This window comes from Ruminococcus sp. HUN007 (assembly GCF_000712055.1).
GTDB lineage: Bacteria > Bacillota > Clostridia > Oscillospirales > Ruminococcaceae > HUN007.
Map to the genome: position 1 here is coordinate 2,012,666 of NZ_JOOA01000002.1, position 18,670 is coordinate 2,031,335.

Annotated in this window: 21 protein-coding genes and 2 tRNA genes; 13 read left to right on the forward strand and 10 right to left on the reverse strand. The window is 44.1% G+C overall.

The features are described 5' to 3' along the window. Positions 1 to 301 precede the first annotated feature (301 nt). The 3 genes from CC97_RS12930 to CC97_RS12945 all read left to right on the forward strand — a co-directional run bounded on the left by CC97_RS12930 (position 302) and on the right by CC97_RS12945 (position 4,407). Positions 302 to 1,495, forward strand: a complete 1,194-nt coding sequence (locus CC97_RS12930) for a plasmid recombination protein (RefSeq protein WP_044975366.1) — start codon at positions 302 to 304, stop codon at positions 1,493 to 1,495. 123 nt (positions 1,496 to 1,618) lie between these two features. Further along, on the forward strand, positions 1,619 to 2,914 hold the full coding sequence (locus CC97_RS12935; RefSeq protein ID WP_044974904.1) for an ISL3 family transposase: 1,296 nt from the start codon (positions 1,619 to 1,621) through the stop codon (positions 2,912 to 2,914). Positions 2,915 to 3,222: 308 nt separating this feature from the next. Next, positions 3,223 to 4,407 carry a tyrosine-type recombinase/integrase gene (locus CC97_RS12945; RefSeq protein WP_044975369.1) on the forward strand — a complete coding sequence of 395 codons (1,185 nt, stop codon included), beginning with the start codon at positions 3,223 to 3,225 and terminating at the stop codon, positions 4,405 to 4,407. A gap of 116 nt (positions 4,408 to 4,523) precedes the next feature. On the opposite strand, the gene CC97_RS12950 is transcribed toward CC97_RS12945, so the two are convergent. The 8 genes from CC97_RS12950 to CC97_RS12985 form a co-directional block, all read right to left on the reverse strand. Beyond that, positions 4,524 to 4,598: transfer RNA gene (locus CC97_RS12950), tRNA-Glu, on the reverse strand. Positions 4,599 to 4,604: 6 nt separating this feature from the next. Then, positions 4,605 to 4,678, reverse strand: a tRNA-Met gene (locus CC97_RS12955). A 292-nt stretch (positions 4,679 to 4,970) separates the two neighbouring features. Further along, complete coding sequence (locus CC97_RS12960) at positions 4,971 to 5,408, reverse strand: HEPN domain-containing protein (RefSeq protein WP_044975370.1); 438 nt, start codon at positions 5,406 to 5,408, stop codon at positions 4,971 to 4,973. Beyond that, entirely contained in the window at positions 5,392 to 5,709 is a 318-nt protein-coding gene (locus CC97_RS12965; RefSeq protein ID WP_044975371.1) for a hypothetical protein, read from the reverse strand. Before CC97_RS12965 ends, CC97_RS12960 begins: the two co-directional genes overlap by 17 nt. Before the next feature lie 143 nt (positions 5,710 to 5,852). After that, on the reverse strand, positions 5,853 to 6,995 hold the full coding sequence (locus CC97_RS12970) for an amidohydrolase (protein WP_197021867.1): 1,143 nt from the start codon (positions 6,993 to 6,995) through the stop codon (positions 5,853 to 5,855). 123 nt (positions 6,996 to 7,118) lie between these two features. Continuing rightward, positions 7,119 to 7,613 (reverse strand): shikimate kinase, encoded by a 495-nt coding sequence (locus tag CC97_RS12975; protein WP_081850115.1) that lies wholly within the window; start codon positions 7,611 to 7,613, stop codon positions 7,119 to 7,121. After that, a complete protein-coding gene (locus CC97_RS12980) occupies positions 7,610 to 8,449 on the reverse strand; it encodes a shikimate dehydrogenase (RefSeq protein ID WP_044975372.1) in 840 nt (279 codons plus the stop codon). The genes CC97_RS12975 and CC97_RS12980 overlap by 4 nt, the downstream gene beginning before the upstream one ends. A gap of 81 nt (positions 8,450 to 8,530) precedes the next feature. After that, positions 8,531 to 9,439: an ACP S-malonyltransferase gene (locus tag CC97_RS12985; protein ID WP_044975374.1), complete on the reverse strand. Its 909-nt coding sequence runs from the start codon at positions 9,437 to 9,439 to the stop codon at positions 8,531 to 8,533. A 381-nt stretch (positions 9,440 to 9,820) separates the two neighbouring features. On the opposite strand from CC97_RS12985, the gene CC97_RS12990 reads away from it, so the two are divergent. The 10 genes from CC97_RS12990 (at position 9,821) to CC97_RS20250 (ending at position 17,595) form a co-directional block, all read left to right on the forward strand. Further along, positions 9,821 to 10,810, forward strand: a complete 990-nt coding sequence (locus tag CC97_RS12990) for a beta-ketoacyl-ACP synthase III (RefSeq protein WP_049962896.1) — start codon at positions 9,821 to 9,823, stop codon at positions 10,808 to 10,810. Between the two features lie 128 nt (positions 10,811 to 10,938). Continuing rightward, entirely contained in the window at positions 10,939 to 11,682 is a 744-nt protein-coding gene (gene fabG, locus CC97_RS12995) for a 3-oxoacyl-[acyl-carrier-protein] reductase (RefSeq protein WP_044975377.1), read from the forward strand. Positions 11,683 to 11,727: 45 nt separating this feature from the next. Further along, on the forward strand, positions 11,728 to 12,960 hold the full coding sequence (fabF, locus tag CC97_RS13000; protein WP_044975379.1) for a beta-ketoacyl-ACP synthase II: 1,233 nt from the start codon (positions 11,728 to 11,730) through the stop codon (positions 12,958 to 12,960). A 15-nt stretch (positions 12,961 to 12,975) separates the two neighbouring features. Next, positions 12,976 to 13,458 (forward strand): acetyl-CoA carboxylase biotin carboxyl carrier protein, encoded by a 483-nt coding sequence (accB, locus tag CC97_RS13005; protein WP_044975380.1) that lies wholly within the window; start codon positions 12,976 to 12,978, stop codon positions 13,456 to 13,458. 15 nt (positions 13,459 to 13,473) lie between these two features. Then, positions 13,474 to 13,905: a 3-hydroxyacyl-ACP dehydratase FabZ gene (gene fabZ, locus CC97_RS13010; protein WP_044975382.1), complete on the forward strand. Its 432-nt coding sequence runs from the start codon at positions 13,474 to 13,476 to the stop codon at positions 13,903 to 13,905. Positions 13,906 to 13,924: 19 nt separating this feature from the next. Further along, entirely contained in the window at positions 13,925 to 15,271 is a 1,347-nt protein-coding gene (locus CC97_RS13015; protein WP_044975383.1) for an acetyl-CoA carboxylase biotin carboxylase subunit, read from the forward strand. Between the two features lie 34 nt (positions 15,272 to 15,305). Then, on the forward strand, positions 15,306 to 16,181 hold the full coding sequence (accD, locus tag CC97_RS13020) for an acetyl-CoA carboxylase, carboxyltransferase subunit beta (protein WP_044975384.1): 876 nt from the start codon (positions 15,306 to 15,308) through the stop codon (positions 16,179 to 16,181). Beyond that, positions 16,181 to 17,047, forward strand: a complete 867-nt coding sequence (locus tag CC97_RS13025) for an acetyl-CoA carboxylase carboxyltransferase subunit alpha (RefSeq protein ID WP_081850117.1) — start codon at positions 16,181 to 16,183, stop codon at positions 17,045 to 17,047. Before accD ends, CC97_RS13025 begins: the two co-directional genes overlap by 1 nt. Before the next feature lie 67 nt (positions 17,048 to 17,114). Further along, on the forward strand, positions 17,115 to 17,348 hold the full coding sequence (acpP, locus tag CC97_RS13030) for an acyl carrier protein (protein ID WP_044975387.1): 234 nt from the start codon (positions 17,115 to 17,117) through the stop codon (positions 17,346 to 17,348). 85 nt (positions 17,349 to 17,433) lie between these two features. Beyond that, positions 17,434 to 17,595, forward strand: a complete 162-nt coding sequence (locus CC97_RS20250; RefSeq protein WP_156036901.1) for a hypothetical protein — start codon at positions 17,434 to 17,436, stop codon at positions 17,593 to 17,595. Positions 17,596 to 17,639: 44 nt separating this feature from the next. Here the strand turns inward: CC97_RS20250 and CC97_RS13035 are convergent, their stop codons facing one another. Both CC97_RS13035 and CC97_RS13040 read right to left on the reverse strand, forming a co-directional pair. Then, positions 17,640 to 18,185 (reverse strand): S1 RNA-binding domain-containing protein, encoded by a 546-nt coding sequence (locus CC97_RS13035; protein WP_044975389.1) that lies wholly within the window; start codon positions 18,183 to 18,185, stop codon positions 17,640 to 17,642. Positions 18,186 to 18,279: 94 nt separating this feature from the next. Continuing rightward, positions 18,280 to 18,579: a hypothetical protein gene (locus CC97_RS13040; RefSeq protein WP_156036902.1), complete on the reverse strand. Its 300-nt coding sequence runs from the start codon at positions 18,577 to 18,579 to the stop codon at positions 18,280 to 18,282. Between the last annotated feature and the right edge of the window lie 91 nt (positions 18,580 to 18,670).

Sequence of the window (18,670 nt, forward strand, 5' to 3'; positions counted from 1 at the left end):
ACTTTCAAGGCTGTCGGAAGTACTATGGAGTTACAAGCGGCGCGTACGCCCTTTGTAATCGGTGCTTCGCACCGTTCTGAAGCTTGCCTGTGCATGCTGTAATGAGAGCCCGTCAGGGCGATTGATCAGCAAAGGCGATGAGCCTTTTGCGTATGATTTACGCCCGACAGGGCGTTATAAAAATGAATCTGCCCTGTTTCAGGGCGTACCATTCTGCCTCTCGTAAGAGGTGGTGATATTGAAAAATCGGTCACGATTTTTTGTTCATATAAAAAAAAGTATAAAGGAAAGGAATTTCAAAATGAAAGAAAAAAGACTGACTTTTAGCCAGGGCAAGGGTTCGATTTCCCATAACAATCGTGAGTTTGTTGCGAACAATGTTGATCTACTCCGTACTCCGGATAATATAACTTTTATCGCACAGCCTATAGCCGAAGCATATGATCAGCTTTTCAGGGAATCAACTGAAAGATACAATGCAAAACAGACCAGAAACGACCGTAAGATTAGTAATTACTATGAACATCTTTTCGGATGCAAGCCATGCAGTACTATAAAAGTCAATGCACTCGATCAGAAAAGTTTTTACGAAGTTATCGTTCAGGTCGGCAAAAAAGAAGATACAGGTATCGGAACCGGAGACGATAAGATTGCAGCTGAAATTCTGAAAGAATACATGGAAGGTTTTCAGAAACGTAATCCTAACTTCTATGTCTTCAATGCTGTTCTCCATATGGATGAAGCCACGCCACATCTTCATTTCGACTATATTCCCGTCGGTCACTACAAGCGTGGTCAGGACACACAGAACGGTATAGCTCAGGCTTTGAAAGAAATGGGATGGGGCGGCGGTAAAATGGCTATTGCAAGATGGCGTGATTCGGAGACCGAAGTGCTTAACAATATCTGCCGTGAACACGGTATTGAACCTCTCCCTCCTGAAGAATCCAGAGGAACGCTTGAAGTAGAAGAATACAAGGAACAGCGCAGGAAGGCTGATGCACTGGCGGCAGAAAACGTTCAGGTTAGTGCAGAACTTAATGAATCCAAATCTGAACTTGAAAAAATTACAAAGAAGAAAGTAGATATAGAGAAGATTGAGAATATTGAAGTTAAAGAATCTGTGTTTGGCAAGAAAGTTACTCTTTCCAGAGAAAACTACGATAAGCTTAATGATGCTGCAAAAAAGTATGTCGCAATGGAGAAGAACACCAAAAAGCTCAGAAAGGAACGTGACAATGCCGTTCAGGAATGTATTGCTGTAAAGAAGCAGCTTGAAACGGTTTCCTCGGAACTTTCCGTTTATAAAAAGAAAGAAGAGAACAGTCACTGTTTTACCCGTGAAAAACTGAATGCAGAAAGCAGACGAATAAAAAGAGAGGAACAGCTTAATACTGATCTTCAAAAGGCAAAAGCCTTTATTTCAGCCTGCGGACTGGCTGATGAATTTGAACATTATAGAAACAACAGACACAGAAGTTCTGAATTAGAATAAAAAGAGGCTCTTCATTAACATGTGTGGAAATAAAATCGCAGAAAAAGCCGTAAAAAATTGAAAAAGCATATGATATCTGTTATGATTTTTTTGACGAGAAAAAATTAAAACAGGAGATACCATATGCTTTGTAATAATTATATCAAAAAAATCTTAAATGTCAAGTATACAGCGATAGATAAAACTGTATTTGAAGACGACACGTTTATCATTCAGGTCCATGCAACCAAAGGACATCAGTGCAGATGCGGAATCTGCGGCAGGAAATGTAAAGTATATGATGCAGGAAACTATGGAGCAAGAACGTGGCGAGCATGTGACTGGTCAACATACAAAGTGATACTTGTAGCCCCATCATGCAGAGTCAGGTGTCCTGAACACGGAGTAGTTACATGTCAGTTTCCGTGGGCAAGGCATAACTCAGGTTTCACCTATGATTTTGAGCAGATAACAGCCTGGCTGGCTGTTAATTGTTCTAAAGTTGCAGTTTCAGAATTCATGAGAATTTCATGGGGTACCGTTGGAGCAATCGTTAAAAGAGTAAACGATGCACTTGATACTGACCCTGAAAAAAGATTTAATAATCTCTTTAGAATCGGTGTAGATGAAACAAGCTACAAGAAAGGTCATAAATACATAACGACGGTGATAAACCATGATACCGGAAAGGTGATATGGGCATCTGAAGGTCATGGTAAAAGTGTGTTTTCTTCATTCTTTGATCAGCTAACAGAAGAACAGAGAGCAAACATACAACTCGTATCCGGAGACGGAGCTAAATGGATTGATGAATGTATAAAAGAATACTGTCCAAACGCTGAGCGCTGTGTAGATCCTTTTCACGTAATCAGCTGGGCAATGGAAGCACTTGACGATATGCGCGTAGATACATGGCGTTCAATCAAAAAGGAAGTAGCACTATGTAAAAGACCAGCCAAACGTGGTCGTAAGCCCAAGGATACTCCGAAGACGATTGACGTTGCTAAAGAAATAAAGACATCCAAGCTCATATTAGGAAAGTCGATGGAAAAACTCACGTCCAGGCAAGCTGACAAGATTGACTGGATATCGAAAACAGATCCTAAACTATTCAGAGCTTACAAACTTAAAGAAGCGCTTAGATACGTCTTTCATAGTGATACAGCTGAGGAGGCTGAAGAAAAACTTGATGCATGGATTAAGTGGGCAAGACATTGTCGTTTGCCAAAGTTTGTTGAGCTACAAAAGAAAATCAATCGTCATAGAAAATCGATTCTGAACACGATAAAATATCATCTTTCGAACGCAAGAGTTGAAGCAATTAACAACAAGATAAAACTATCTATACGTATGGCCTATGGCTTCAGAAATATCGATAACATGTTAGCTATGATAATGCTGAGATGCTCAGGCATTGATGTTAGACTGCCTTGGAATTAGCGTTCATCCTTCTTCTGCAATTAGAAATTGTAGCATATGTGAATATCAGTATCAAGGGTGCAAGCACCGCTACGCGGAAACCCTTGACACTGATATCCACACACGCTGGTTTCTCTAATAGCAGCAAAAGGATAAAGAACAGAGGCGGAAAAGTTACCACACATATTAACGATGCCTCTAAAAAGAACGAGCAAAAGAAGTTATATGGCATACCCTGTAAAGATATTTCATATCTATTGACAGTTTCCGATTATTGCGCTAAGATTAAAGAAGTACAAGGGTATGTCATAGATTTTGGGAGGTAATCTATGGCAACGATAAAGAAACGCGGCGGCAGCTATCTTATAAGAGTAAGCTGCGGCTATGATGTAAACGGTAAACACATGGAACAGTCCATGACATGGAAACCCGATGAGGGCATGAGCAGGAAGCAGATTGAAAAGGAACTTAACCGTCAGGCGGTCATGTTTGAGGAATCTGTCAGCCACGGCTACAAGGCATCTGCTATGAAGTTTCAGGAGCTTGCTGAGGAGTGGTTCGAGAGTTATGCTAAGAACGCGCTCAGAAGTACTACCTATGAGAGAATGATTCAGCTCACGCATCGTGTCTATCCTGCAATAGGTCATCTGCGTATTGACAAGATCACAGCAAGACAGCTACAGAGTTTTGTAAATTCTCTTGCCAAAGAGGGAGCAAACGAAAAGACCGGCAAGCCTCTTGCTCCGAAAACGATACGTCATAATCTGAGTTTCATCTCGGACGTGTTCAGCTATGCAGTTCGTATGGATCTTGTGGCGGAAAATCCGTGCAGAAAAGTGACAGTCCCTAAAGGTGAAGTCAGGGAGAAGCAGATCTATTCCCAGGAAGAGATAGCGAAGCTCCTTACCGCAATAAACGGTGAAGATACGAAGTACAGAGCTTTCTTCTATCTGATAGCATACAGTGGTTTACGCAGAAGTGAGATGCTCGGTCTGGAATGGAAAGACGTTGATTTTGAGAATAACATTATCAGCGTAAGGAGGACAAGTAATTACACGTCCGGTCGTGGTATCTATACCGATACGACAAAGACAAGACGTTCAAAGCGTGTTCTCAAGATCAGTTCGTACATTATGGATATTCTCAGAGAACTGAAAGCTGAGCATGATGAAGAAGCACTCCGTATCGGAGACAAATGGGTGAACAGTGACAGACTCTTTGTAAAATGGAACGGTGAACCTATGAACAATCAGACCCCTTACGGCTGGCTGAAAGAGTTCTGTGAAAAGAACGAAATGCCTTTCTATGGTATCCACAGCTTCCGTCACTTCGCAGCTTCTGCTCTTATTTCATCAGGGCTGGATGTTGTAACTGTATCCGGTGCGTTAGGGCACTGTAACTCAGGAACGACACTTAATGTTTATGCTCATATGTTCCAGACTGCACAGGCAAGAGTAGCTCAGGCAATGGACGGAGCTTTCAGTTTTTTACCTGTTGAAGATACAGTAAGTTAAAACAATAATGTCCGCTACAAAATCCGAATAGCGGACAAGTAGCGGACAAACGCATTTTTCAGTATAAAAGAAAACCTCGGAAACGGCTATATTGCGGCGTTTCCGAGACTTATGATTGGTGACCCGTACGGGAATTGAACCCATGATTCCGCCGTGAAAGGGCAGCGTCTTAACCTCTTGACCAACGGGCCATATAATAGCGGCAGTGGGATTCGAACCTACGACCAATCGGGTATGAACCGAGTACTCTAGCCAACTGAGCTATGCCGCCATACTTGATGTCGTTTGTCGTTTTGCGTTTCCCACAAGCGACTATTTTATTATACATTGTCCGGACCTAAATGTCAATGCTTTTTTCAGATTTTTTTCAGAAAAATTCATGTTTGTTAATCTTTAATATAAAGTTCACTTTTCTTCCTGCCAGTGTTGGAAAAACAACCATTGATGTAATCTGTGAAAGTAAAAAACAACACCCTTCCGCTATCGTATATAAAGACACACGGAATGCTGATGCATTCTGATATGTCTGCGAAAATATGATAACTCCGGAAGGGTGATATTTTTTATTTTTTACGTCTGTGATAGCTCACAAAATCAAATCTTATCTGTTCAGTTATGAACTCCAGCATATCGGTCATCGAATTCATCAGATTGTCGATGGTCTCGGTGTCGATGTCCAGCGGAATGTCGGCCGGATACCTTGTTTCAATGTAGAAACGGTTGAGCGATGAGCTCTGACCTACCCACTGGTTGAAATGCTCGTCACACATGGCAGCCTGCTTGCACAGCCAGGTCAGGTTGTGTCCGTCATACAGCTTGTGCTTCTTGAACAGCAGATACCCCTTAAGTGCCTTTTCGATGCACTGCTGGCAGTGAAATGCTGCAGAATTGTAGCACCTTGTGTCCTTGATGAGATTCTTGGCAGCGAGAAAGTCAAGATTGGCGTGAAACAGCCAGTCAAAGTACCTTCTGCTGTCGCTATCTCTATAACTTCTCCCCATAAATATAAGCTCCTGTATTATTTATTTTCCATGCAAATGATCCCACGTCATCCTTAAAAGCATCCCATTCCGACTGCTTGTAGAGAACGAGATCATACGGAATTTCACTGTCGATCTGCATGTAAAGGCGGCATTCAAGATCAGCTACGCTTTCATCGCCGTCAGGAACGATGACCACCAGCTTGAAACTTACAAGCTCACCGTCAGTATTTACTTTGTTGCTTACCAGAATAATGCTCTGAGGCTCGCAGAGTCTTCTGACTTCCTCCGCTATTCTGTTTATTGACTGATTATCACTCATATCATAAAATTCCTTTCAGGAATGCTGCAGCAGAAGATTCTGCTGCAAACTTTTTTAATGAAACTCTGATTAAATCGTCAGTCCGGCTTCGCCGGACTGACGGGTGAGGAGATACGGGGCTTCGCCCCGTGCCCCAGGCTGATTTATGAATAAATCAGCCTATCCTTAACTGTTTCTCCGTTTATCATTACGAAATCAGGCGAACTCATTACGTCAAGCGGATCGGAACTGTAGAGCTGAATGTCTGCGTCCTTACCCTTTTCAATGCTTCCCACCCTGTCTGAAATGCCGCATATCTCAGCTGCGTTCACAGTGACCGCACGAAGCGCCTCGTCACGGTCGAGTCCGCCCTTTACAGCAAGTGCCGCGTTAAGAGCCAGATACTGTATCGGCACCACCGGATGATCGGTGCAGATGGCGACCTTCACTCCGTTTTTATGAAGCACACCGGCAGTTTTTATGTCCTGACCTGCAAGTTCCGGCTTTGACCGGTCCCCTATGACCGGACCGATGACCGCACATGCACCGTCTTCAGCAAGAAGATCAGCGATCTTATGCGCCTCGGTCGCATGTATGAGAACCGTGTCCAGTCCGTACTGCTTCGAAATGCGCACTGCCGTGAGAATGTCATCAGCACGGTGACAGTGGAAATGTGCCTTTATCTCCTTTTTCAGAAGCGGCACCGTTGCGTCAAGCTTGGCGTCGAACTCCGGAAGATCGTTGTTTTCGCTGTCCTTTTCGTAATCATTCAGATCGTCGAGATATTTTTTCGCCTTGACCAGATGCTCCCTTATAAGTCCGGCTGTGGCCATTCTTGTAACCGGAGTCTCGTCGCGGTCGTTGTATGCCGTTTTCGGATTTTCACCGAGCGCAAACTTCATACCGGCGTTTTTTATCATCATCTTCTCGATGCGCCTGCCGTTCGTCTTAAGCGCACATATAACGCCGCCGATGGCATTTGCGCTCCCCGGAGAGCTCAGAACCGTCGTCACGCCGGCCTCCCTGGCCTCCTCAAAACAGAAGTCAAAAGGATTGATACCGTCTGCCGCCAGAAGATTCGGTGTTACCGGATCAGTTTCCTCATTGCAGTCGTCAGCCTCGAAACCGAGCGCGTTTCCGACTATTCCGAGATGAGTGTGTGCGTCAATGAATCCCGGGACAAGAAGCCTTCCGCCTGCGTCGATATCAGATGAAGAAACTTTCGTCTCACCGGCACCCGTACCGGTTATTTTTCCGTTTTCAATGCTCACCCAGCCGTTTTCAATAACGGTGTGCTGCTTATCCATAGTGCATATTCTTGCGTTGTATATTATCAGTGGTATCACCCTGTTTCTTTACAATAACTTATGAAGACCCGGTCAGTCAGTGATCAGTACAGGGAACTTCACCCTGCGTTCCTGCCGTATCCTTTATTTATCAGATATACGGATTATCTCGTCACAGATAAGTTCCGGTGTCCTGTCAGCATCCACTCTGACTGATGCGTTTTTCAGATAAATATCATGTCTTTTATCAAAGATCTCATGAAGCTGATCCTTTGTGTTGTTTGCCACCAGCGGACGGTGCGGGTCGTCCTTTATTCTGTCATAGCATACTTCAAAAGGAATGTCGAGGAAGAAAACTGTTCCGTTCTCCCTTGCGATGCGCGCACTGTTGTCATTAATAATAGTACCGCCGCCGCAGGCAACCACTGAATTTTCAGCAGACAGATCCTTTACGGCTTTTGCTTCCTTTTCCCTGAAATATTCTTCACCCTTCGAAGCGAAGATCTCGGGAATGGACATCTTTTCAGTTTCCTCGATGTAGTCGTCAAGATCAGTAAACTTAAGATCTGTTTTCTGTGCGAAAAGCTTTCCTACAGTTGATTTTCCGCATCCCATAAACCCGCAGAGATAGATCGTCATTTAAACTCCCCCGCAATTATCTTATTGGTCTTTTCAATGATTTCCTGTACCTGTGCCTCGGTGTAGGATGAGCCGTTCCAGATCTCGTGAGCCTTTACTGCCTGGTAAACGAGCATTGCAGTACCGTTCACAGCAGTCTTGCCGAACGATTCAGCTATCTGAAGGAGCTTTGTCTTTACAGGATTGTAAACAGCGTCAAACACGCCGCCGCATCTGCCGATAAGTTCAGTAGAAACCGGGCATGCGTCCGTCTTAGGATACATTCCGACAGGAGTAGCGTTTACGATGAGATCAAAAGAGCCGTTGATGCTGTCGATGAGCTTTACGTAGATCTTGCTGTCAGGAGCGAGAAAATGGATCTCGTCGGTAAGAGCAGCTGCTGCCTGTGCAGCTTCCGGAATTATGCCGATAGTAAGCTCCGCACCGTGAAGTGCAGCCTCGATTGCCATCATTCTTCCGACACCGCCGCATCCTGCAAGAAGCACCCTTCCTGAAAGATTAAGGTTCTTCGCCTTTACTGAAAGAAGGAATCCGTCACAGTCAGTGTTGTAGCCGACAGCCTTTCCGTCCCTGTTGTGAACACAGTTTACTGAATTGTAACGCTTGGCTGAAGCATCAAGTTCATCAACGTAAGGAATGATATCTCTTTTATAAGGGATAGTAATGTTGTAGCCGTTGAGCTTCCTGAGATCATTCATTCTGTCCGCAAAGTTTTCAGCAGGGATATCAGTACAGTCGTACTCAGCCTCTATTCCGCTTATCTTAAAAAGTTCATCGTGAATAAAAGGCGACATTGAATGTCCGAGAGGATGGCCTATTAATGTGTATTTCTGCATTTTAAACGATCCTTTCAAATTTATTTTTTATGCAGGGACCGGAGAACTGTCATCACAGTTCCCGGCAATATGTTCAGACTATCAGAACTCAGCGTTTTCGATTGATTCGGCAGTGTCACAGTTGAATGCTGTCACGTCTTCAAGAGTCTTCTTTACAAGACCTGTAAGTGTTCTGCCAGGTCCGAGTTCGATGTATTTGTCAAAACCGGCTTCCTTTACAGCAGCGAGTTCATCGGTAAAGAGAACAGGGGAAACAACATGCTTTGCAAGAAGTGAAGGCATGTCAGAGAAATCAGTAAGTTCAGCACCGAGAAGGTTTGAGAAGAACTTAACTGAAGGAGCATTAAACTTAATATTCTTTATTTTCTCATGGAATTCTTCACTTGCAGGCTTCATGATCTCAGAATGGAAAGCTGATTCCGTCTTAAGCACAGCCACTCTTGCCTTGAGTTCGGCAAACTTTTCACAAGCCTTGTCAACTGCAGCGCTTTCACCGGCAATTACAGTCTGGGCAGGTGAGTTGTAGTTTACAGGAACTACATATCCGTCAACAGATTCGCACACTTCGCGTACTTTGTCAGCCGTGAGCTTGAGGATAGCTGCCATTTTTCCGTCAGTTGCGGATGCGACTCTGTCAAAAGCTTCAGCACGGGCCTTTATTACCCTGAAACCGTCTTCGGGGGAAAGCATGCCTGAAGCCACGAAAGCAGCGTATTCACCGAGTGAGTGACCTGCAACGGCGTCAAACTTAAGCCCGTTCTTCTTTGCAGCCTCAAAGCACATAAGCTCCATGGCCATGATAGCAGGCTGTGCGTATACAGTTCTTGAAAGTTCAGTAAAGCTTTCGTCGAAGCATACCTTTTCAAGATCGTAGCCGAGGATCTCTGATCCTGTCTTCATTACTGCAGCAGCTTCAGGATATTTTTCAAAAATATCCTTGCCCATTCCTGCGTACTGTGCACCCTGGCCTGCAAATAGAATTATGTTCATAAACAATATCCTTCCTTATAGTTATATTGCACTATTTTTTTTATGCTCCGTAAGTCAAATTTTACAGAACATTTAAACTTAATTGGTTTTAACAGCATTGCGTCGCTGTCCGGTTGCAAATATTTCAAAAATAGTATAAAATAGAAGTTGAGTAGTGTTTACTCTTGGAATATATTTGCAAAGGTTTGTTAATAACAAACTACATTAATTATCATAACACAAATCGATAGATAATACAATCTATAGAAAATGAAAATATTTTTCGTTTTCTGTCAGCCGGCAGACACAGAACACTCATATCGTCTGCACAGGTGCCGGCAGTAAATTATCAGTGAAACCAGAATACTTCTGATATTCACTGCATCACAGGAGGAAATTTTATTGCAGGGTATAAAAATTTCAGGCATTGCTTCATATATTCCTGAAACCGTCATTGAAAACAATGATTTTACATCATTCATTGAAACAAACGACGAATGGATCACAACACGCACAGGTATAAAGACCAGACACTGTGCAATGAACATGCCTACGTGGAAAATGGGCAGCCTCGCTGCCAGAAAGGCAATAGAAAGATCCGGTATTTCCGGCGACGAAATAGATCTCATAATCTGCTCGACTGTTACACCGGACACACTCATTCCTTCAACTGCCTGTCTTATTCAGAATGAACTCGGTCTTAACGGCTGTCAGGCTTTCGATATAAACAGTGCCTGTTCCGGTTTTGTTTATGCCGTTGACATGGCACATAAATATATTTCTGCCGGCTCCGCAAGAAACGTTCTTGTAGTCAGTGCCGAGTCTCTTTCCAGAGTCGCTGACTACACAGACCGTTCATCATGCATACTCTTCGGCGACGGATCAGCAGCTGCTGTAATTTCACCGTGCGAAGGAAAATTCAGCAGTGTTATCGGTGCTGACGGAAGCGGTGCAGGATTCCTCAGAGCTTCAAGTGTGCACCCGGTCACACATCCGCTTTTTGCAGTAAAAGGCATTGAACCTGAAACAGATGAAAACGACCACGGCCAGCTTTATCAGGACGGCAAGGAAGTATATAAATTCGCAGTGGCAACTCTGCCGAGAATAATCGGAGAAGTTCTTGAAAAAGCCGGACTTACTGCTGATGACATCGACAGCATAGTCCCTCATCAGGCAAATATCCGAATCATCCAGACAGCTGCATCAAAGCTCGGTCTGCCGATGGAAAAATTCTTTTTAAACATAGAAAAATACGGTAACACTTCAAGTGCAAGCATCCCGATAGCACTTACGGAAGCTGTTGAGACCGGATTTATAAAACGCGGTGACAAAATAGTTCTCGCAGGTTTCGGTGCAGGACTCACCTACGGCGCAATATGCATGGAATTCTGATCACAGATCACTGTTCCGCACATAATCACAAAATAAATACTGCCGTATGCACAGCGCATGACGGTATACGGTAAGGAAAATCAGATTTTTTATTACCGAATCACAAAGGAAAAACGGAGGATCAGACAATGGCACGTACAGCAATTATTACAGGTGCAGCCCAGGGTATCGGCGCTGCAATCGCAAGAAGACTCGCAAAGGACGGCATCAATATAGCTGTCAACTGCATCAATCAGGAACAGGTAGACACACAGGGAAATAAACTTGCAGAAGAACTCCGCAGCTACGGTGTTGAAGCTGAATGTTTCATTGCAGACGTATCTGACTACGATCAGTGCGGTAAAATGGTCGATGCTGTAAAGGAACGTTTCGGTACTATCGACTGCCTCGTAAACAACGCAGGTATCACACGCGACGGTCTTCTCGTAAGAATGTCAGAAGAAAACTACGACAGCGTTATCGCAGTAAACCAGAAGAGCGTTTACAACATGATGAAGCACGTAAGTGCTGTAATGATCAAGCAGAAAGGCGGCAGAGTAGTAAGCCTTTCATCAGTTGCCGGCGTACACGGCAACCCTGGTCAGTTCAACTATTCAGCTTCAAAGGCTGCTATAATCGGTATGACAATGTCAGCTGCAAAGGAACTCGGTTCAAGAAATATCAATGTAAATGCAGTTGCTCCGGGATTTATCGAAACACCAATGACTGACAAACTTACTGACGAACAGAAGAAGGGCATTTTAAGTGCAGTTGCAATGAGAAGATACGGCAAGGCTGAAGAAGTGGCAAACGTTGTTGCATTCCTTCTTTCTGACGATGCTTCATATGTAACAGGCCAGGTCATCGAGATCTCAGGCGGCCTTTCAATGTAACAGTCAGTGTTCCATTTAATTTTAGTTTTGTAAGGAGATGTTTTTTTGAGGCGGGTAGTAATCACAGGAATGGGTACAGTAAACTCTCTTGGAAAGAATAAAGATGAGTTCTGGGACAGTATCTCGCACGGTAAACTCGGATTTTCATATGTTGACAAATTCGATGTTTCAGATTTTGATGTAAAAATAGTAAGTCAGGTAAAGGACTTTGTACCTGATGAATGTATAGACAAGAAAGAACAGCGACGCACAGACCGTTTCACTCAGTTTGCAGTAACAGCTGCAATGGAAGCAATGCGCGACTGCGGTTCCGACCTTAAAGATCTTGATCCTTACAGAGTAGGCGTTATCATAGGATGCGGAATCGGCGGACTCGAACTGACAACTGAAGAACATAAAAAATATCTTGAAAAAGGTCCGGGCAAGATCTCAGTATTCTACGTTCCGATGATGATTGGCAACATGGCTGCAGGTACAATCGCCATGAAGACAGGCTTCAAGGGCGACAACTTCGCTACAGTAACAGCCTGTGCATCATCAACACATGCTATCGGCGAAGCTTTCAGAAAGATCAAGGACGGCTACATGGATGCTGCGCTCTGCGGCGGTACTGAAAGCTGCATAACAAAATTTGCCCTCGGTGGATTCAACAACATGAAGGCTCTTTCAAGATCAACAGACCTCGAAAGATGCTCTATTCCGTTTGACAAGGAAAGAAACGGCTTCGTACTCGGCGAAGGAAGCGCCGTACTTGTACTTGAAGAGTACGAACACGCAAAGGCAAGAGGCGCAGAAATCTACGCTGAGATTGCTGGATACGGCGCAACAGGCGATGCATACCACATGACCTCACCTTCACCGGAAGGCGATGCAGCCGCACGTGCAATGGTAAACGCATACACAGAAGCCGGTCTCAAGGCTGAGGATGTCGTATATGTCAATGCTCACGGTACATCAACAGGTCTTAACGACAAGTACGAAACAACAGCGATCAAAAAGGCTTTCGGCGACCATGCTGCAAACCTTAAGATAAATTCAACAAAATCAATGCTCGGTCACCTTCTCGGTGCTGCCGGAGCAGTTGAAGCCGTTGCTACAGCCCTCCAGATGCAGAACGGTCTCATACACCAGACAGTTGGCTACAAAGTGCCTGATGAAGAATGCGACCTTTTCTACTGCACTGAAGGCAATATAAAGACAGATATAAAGGCTGCCATTTCCAATTCACTCGGATTCGGCGGTCACAACGCGACCCTGTGCTTCAAGTCAGTAAAATAATCGTTGGAGGACGTTATGGCAGATAACAGAATTTGCAGTCTCACATTTGCTGAGATCAAAGAACTTGCGGAACTCGTTTCCGACAAAAAACTTGGTAGAATAGAAATCAAAAACGGTGACAGCTCGATCCTGATCGAAGACAAGAAGCTTCCTCCGGTTCCTCCTGTAATACCGTCCGCTTCACCGGTAACAGCTGCAGTGCAGACAGCAGCAGCTCCGGCAGTTCAGAACACTGAAACCAGACCGGCTGATGAAAAGATCACAGGCAACGTAGTAAAAGCACCTATCGTAGGTACATTCTACGCTTCACCTTCACCGGACAAGCCGGCATTTGTTAAAGTCGGAGACCACGTTAAGAAAGGCGATGTAATATTCATAGTTGAATCAATGAAGCTCATGAACGAGATTCAGAGCGAATTTGAAGGAACTGTTGAACAGATACTCGTTGAAAATGCATCAGCGGTCGAATACGATCAGCCGATCATGATCATAAAATAAAAAGGGGATAATGATATGAGCATACTTATGGATCAGGAACAGATCAAGGAAGTAATTCCTCACAGAGATCCGTTTCTTCTCATAGACGAAATAGTAGAAATGGAACCGGGCAAAAGAGTCGTAGCAAAGAAATACATCAAGGCTGACGATTTCTGGTTCCGCGGTCACTTTCCGGAAAAGCCTGTAGTACCGGGCGTTCTCATCATTGAAATGCTTGCACAGGCAGGAGCCGTTTCAATGCTTTCACTCGACGAGCACAAGGGCAAAATAGGCTTCCTCGGCGGAGTTGACAAGGCAAAGTTCAGAAGAATGGTAGTACCGGGCGATGTTCTTACACTTGAAGTTGAGATCATCAAGATAAAGGGACCTGTCGGTGTAGGCAAGGCTGTTGCCCACGTTGACGGCGAAAAAGCTGTTACTGCCGAGATCTCCTTTGTTTTAAAATAATTTTATGGAGCATAACAGAATGTTCAGAAAAATATTGATAGCAAACCGCGGCGAGATCGCTGTCAGGATCATAAGAGCCTGCCGTGAACTCGGCATCCGCACAGTTGCAGTATACTCAACAGCAGACAAAAGCTCGCTTCATGCACAGATCGCAGATGAAGCAGTGTGCATTGGTCCTGCTGATTCATCAAAGAGTTACCTGAATATTGAAGCTATAATCTCAGCCTGCATGATCACAGGTGCTGACGCTGTTCACCCGGGATTCGGCTTCCTTTCGGAAAATTCAAAGTTTGCAAGAATATGCGAAAAATGCGGCATAACATTTATCGGCCCTTCACCTGAATCCATCGACATGCTCGGTGACAAGGCAAATGCAAAAAAGACCATGGAAGATGCCGGCGTACCGGTAATTCCGGGATCAAAGGGCGAAATAAAAACACTTGACGAAGCACGTGAACTTGCCGAAAAGATCGGTTACCCGGTACTTATAAAAGCTGCTGCAGGCGGCGGCGGACGCGGTATCAGAATAGTTAACAATTCAGAGGAACTCGAAGCCCAGATAACCGCAGCAAAACAGGAATCACTGAATTTCTTCAGTGACGATGCAGTTTATCTCGAAAAATTCATCGAACGTCCGCGTCACGTTGAAATACAGATCGTTGCTGACAAAGCAGGTCACGTTGTACACCTCGGTGAACGTGACTGCTCTCTCCAGAGAAGACACCAGAAAGTTATCGAAGAGAGCCCGAGCCCTGTAATGACGGAAGAACTCCGTGCAAAGATGGGCAAAGCGGCAGTTACAGCTGCAAAGGTAAGCAATTACTACAATGTAGGTACAATAGAATTTCTTGTGGACAAGAACGGTGACTTCTACTTCATGGAAATGAACACAAGAATTCAGGTAGAGCATCCGATAACCGAATTCGTTACAGGTGTTGACCTTGTAAAGACACAGATAAAAATAGCAGCCGGAGAAGATCTTGGTTTCACACAGGACGACATAAAACTCAGAGGTCACGCTATCGAATGCCGTATCAACGCTGAGTGCCCTGAAAAGAACTTCAGGCCTTGTCCGGGCGTTATAACAGCACTCTACACACCGGGCGGTCCGGGCGTCAGAGTTGACAGTGCTGTCTACCAGGGTTATGCGATCACTCCTTACTATGATTCCATGATCTCAAAGCTTATCGTATACGGAAACACACGCGAGGAAGCTATAAAGAAAATGTCATGGGCACTTTCCGAATTCATAGTAGGCGGGATCGATACAAACATCGAATTCCAGCTTGATCTCATCAGAAATGAGACCTTCGGCAGCGGAGCCTACGATGTTGGTTTTATCGAAAAATTTCTTGAACAGAGATAAGTAAGCCACGGCTTGCAAAAAGGAGTCATAAAAGATGTTTGAAGATATCTTTCAGGTTGTAAAGACAAGATTTAACGGCAACAGGGAAAAAGAACAGGATGTCGTTTCAGATACGACTATTCCTGAAAACATCATTTTCAAGTGTCCGCGATGCAGGACAACACTTTTTGAAGATGACTATATCCGAAACAACAAGGTTTGTCCTTCATGCAACTATCACGGAAGACTTTCAGCGAGGGAAAGGATCAGGATCACGGCTGACAAAGGCAGTTTCACTGAATTTGACAAGGACATGATCAGCAAAAACCCTATCGAATTTCCGGGATATGAAAAGAAACAGGAAGCGCTGCGCTCCCAGACAGGCCTCAGTGATGCTGTTATAACAGGTGAATGCCGTATAAGAAAGATAAGGGTAGTTATTGCGGTAATGGATGCATCCTACATGATGGCTTCAATGGGAAGCGTTGTCGGTGAAAAGATAACACGCGCCATTGAATATGCGACCGAAAACAAACTTCCGTTTATAGCATTTACAGCATCAGGCGGTGCAAGAATGCAGGAAGGTATGGTCTCGCTCATGCAGATGGCCAAGACCTCAGGTGCCGTTGCAAGACACGGTGATGCAGGACAGCTTTACATAACAGTCCTCACAGACCCTACCACAGGCGGTGTTACAGCCTCTTTTGCATCGCTCGGCGACATTATCATTGCTGAGCCGAAGGTGCTTGTAGGATTCGCCGGCAGACGTGTTATCGAGGGAACTATAAAGCAGAGACTTCCTGACGATTTCCAGCTTGCTGAATTCCAGCTTGAAAAGGGATTTGTTGACATGATTGCTGAGAGAAAAAAGATGAGAAGCGTACTTTCACATCTTATGATACTCAATAATTACCGTCCTGAAGAGATATAATGCGGAGGTCTTTACAGAACATGAACGACTGCGAAAACACACTGACACCGTGGGAACGTCTCCAGCTTATAAGGCTCAAGGAACGCCCTACTATAAACGACTACATACCACATATTTTTGACGAGTTCTACGAACTTCACGGAGACCGCTGCTACGGTGATGACGCGGCAGTACTCTGCGGTCTTGCAATGCTTGAGGGAAAGCCCGTAACTGTTATTTCACACGTCAAGGGAAGAAACTTAAACGAAAACAAGAAAGTAAACTTCGCCATGCCTCATCCTGAAGGCTACAGAAAGGCTCTGAGACTTGCAAAGCAGGCTGAGAAATTCGGCAGACCGGTTATATGTTTCATAGATACCCCGGGCGCATTCTGCGGAATAGAAGCAGAGGAACGCGGCCAGGGTGAAGCAATAGCAAAAAGCATATGCGAATTCATGGAACTGAAAACTCCTGTTATTTCAGTGGTTCTCGGTGAAGGCGGAAGCGGCGGTGCCCTTGCCTTCGGCGTATGTGATGAGCTTGCCATGCTTTCAAATGCCATCTACTCAGTTATCTCTCCGAGAGGATTTGCAAGCATTCTCTGGAAAGATGCTTCAAGAGAAAAAGACGCATGCAATATGATGAAAATAACAGCTGAAGACATGCTCAGACTTGGTATTGCGGAACACATAATTGATGAACCGCTTGGCGGCGCACATATTGATTTGTGCAAAACTGCCGAAAACATTAAAGAATATTTGTTAAATGTTATAGCGGAAAAATCCCAAAAAAGTATTGACGTTTTACTGAATGAACGATATACTAAGTTTAGAAAAATCGGCGAGTTTGAAATCAGACAAAAAGAAGAATTACTCGGCAAGGAATAATAAAGCTTATTTTGGTGATTAACGCCATTATAATAAAACACTAAAAACACATACGGAGGACACAATAATGGTTTTTGACAAACTTAAGGAAATTATTGCAGACCAGTTAGATGCTGACGCAGAATCAATCACAATGGAATCTTCTATCACTGATGATCTCCATGCAGATTCACTCGACGTTGTTGATCTCATCATGACAATCGAAAGCGAATTCGATATTGAATTCCCTGACAGCGATGTTGAAGCTATCAAGACTGTAGGCGATATCGTAAATTACATCGAAGCAAACGCAGCAGAATAAAAAAATGTTCACCCGACATTTAAAACGTCGGGTGATATTGATTTTTAATCAGACTGCGGTCGCAATCTGAACGAAAGGATCTTCAATGAAGAAAGTAGAAGAAAAAGCATTGATCTTCAGTACTTTCACTTCTGTTCTTTTGTCGTTTGCAGTTGTAATAGGCGCTGTTGCTCTGATTACGCTGAGGACAAAACAGAATCGTGACTACGATGAGAAGTGGAAAGATTATGATGAATGCGGCGTATAAAAAAAGTTCACATACTCTGTAAAGAAGTATGTGAACTTTTTTGTTTATCTGCCGCGCTTTGTATTTCTGCGCTTTCCGTCCATATTCTTTTTGAGATCGCTCATTTTCTCTTCACTGCTCTGCTTGAAGCGTGAAAGCATATCTTCAAAAGAACTGTTTCCGCTCTCCTGCGGCCTTGCAGCCTGCTGAGGACGGAACTGCGGCGGTGGTGCCTGATCCTGCTGTGAAGCACTGCCTTCCCTGTTTTCCCTGAAGCCGCGCTGAGGCCCTCTGTTTTCAAAGTTTCTCTGAAAACCGTTTCTGTCATTTCTCTGACCCTGAGGTCTCGGTGATCTTGAAGCAGGAGCTTCTGAAGCCTTCTTTATTGAAAGGCTCATCTTACCGTTTTCATCTGTGCTGAGAACCTTTACCTTTACTTCCTGGCCCTCTGTGAGGTGATCCCTTATTTCTTTTACAAAAGTATTGGCAACCTCAGAAATGTGTACCATACCTACGTATACCTTACCTTCTTCGGTTATCTCAACAAAAGCACCGTACGCAGCAATATTGCGTACCTTGCCGTCATATATCTTTCCTGTTTCAAGCGACATAAAAAAATTTTATCCTCCTGGTTATATTTGAGCAGAACACTGATAAAGCCACTCTGTCTCTCACTCCGGATCTCCGGCCCTGATCAGCCTCTCCTTAGTTTCGTGAAGTGTCGTAAAATCTGATCTCGTTTGGATAAGCGTAGTTCATATTTTCAATAGCCAGTTTTTCCTTGTAGCTGTTGATATCATCAGCATTGAATAAACGCTGATATTCTTCGTTCTGGCTTTTTATTTCTTCCGTTTTCATTTCAAGTTCATGAAGTTCCTCGCGCTTTTCCGCAAGGGAAGCCTGTGTGGAAATTATAGAACCGAAACACGCAAGAACCGTTATGATCATGATGGCCAGTGTACAGCCTTTAAGAACGTTCTTTTCTTCTTTTTTCTTTTTTGTCACCGCCATCACTCTCCTTTACGATGATCTGTTTTCGCTTATTATAATATCTTATTATACTACAAATCCGTCTGTCATTCAAGGGTTTTACGAA

Coding starts and splice junctions, on each gene's coding strand:
- accD (WP_044975384.1), top strand. CDS start 15,306: ATGTTTGAAGATATCTTTCAGGTTGTAAAGACAAGATTTAACGGCAAC.
- CC97_RS13015 (WP_044975383.1), top strand. CDS start 13,925: ATGTTCAGAAAAATATTGATAGCAAACCGCGGCGAGATCGCTGTCAGG.
- CC97_RS12975 (WP_081850115.1), bottom strand. CDS start 7,613: ATGACGATCTATCTCTGCGGGTTTATGGGATGCGGAAAATCAACTGTA.
- CC97_RS12980 (WP_044975372.1), bottom strand. CDS start 8,449: ATGCAGAAATACACATTAATAGGCCATCCTCTCGGACATTCAATGTCG.
- accB (WP_044975380.1), top strand. CDS start 12,976: ATGGCAGATAACAGAATTTGCAGTCTCACATTTGCTGAGATCAAAGAA.
- CC97_RS12985 (WP_044975374.1), bottom strand. CDS start 9,439: ATGAACATAATTCTATTTGCAGGCCAGGGTGCACAGTACGCAGGAATG.
- CC97_RS12970 (WP_197021867.1), bottom strand. CDS start 6,995: ATGGATAAGCAGCACACCGTTATTGAAAACGGCTGGGTGAGCATTGAA.
- acpP (WP_044975387.1), top strand. CDS start 17,115: ATGGTTTTTGACAAACTTAAGGAAATTATTGCAGACCAGTTAGATGCT.
- fabG (WP_044975377.1), top strand. CDS start 10,939: ATGGCACGTACAGCAATTATTACAGGTGCAGCCCAGGGTATCGGCGCT.
- CC97_RS20250 (WP_156036901.1), top strand. CDS start 17,434: ATGAAGAAAGTAGAAGAAAAAGCATTGATCTTCAGTACTTTCACTTCT.
- CC97_RS12945 (WP_044975369.1), top strand. CDS start 3,223: ATGGCAACGATAAAGAAACGCGGCGGCAGCTATCTTATAAGAGTAAGC.
- CC97_RS13035 (WP_044975389.1), bottom strand. CDS start 18,185: ATGTCGCTTGAAACAGGAAAGATATATGACGGCAAGGTACGCAATATT.
- CC97_RS13025 (WP_081850117.1), top strand. CDS start 16,181: ATGCGGAGGTCTTTACAGAACATGAACGACTGCGAAAACACACTGACA.
- CC97_RS12965 (WP_044975371.1), bottom strand. CDS start 5,709: ATGAGTGATAATCAGTCAATAAACAGAATAGCGGAGGAAGTCAGAAGA.
- fabZ (WP_044975382.1), top strand. CDS start 13,474: ATGAGCATACTTATGGATCAGGAACAGATCAAGGAAGTAATTCCTCAC.
- CC97_RS12960 (WP_044975370.1), bottom strand. CDS start 5,408: ATGGGGAGAAGTTATAGAGATAGCGACAGCAGAAGGTACTTTGACTGG.
- CC97_RS12935 (WP_044974904.1), top strand. CDS start 1,619: ATGCTTTGTAATAATTATATCAAAAAAATCTTAAATGTCAAGTATACA.
- CC97_RS12930 (WP_044975366.1), top strand. CDS start 302: ATGAAAGAAAAAAGACTGACTTTTAGCCAGGGCAAGGGTTCGATTTCC.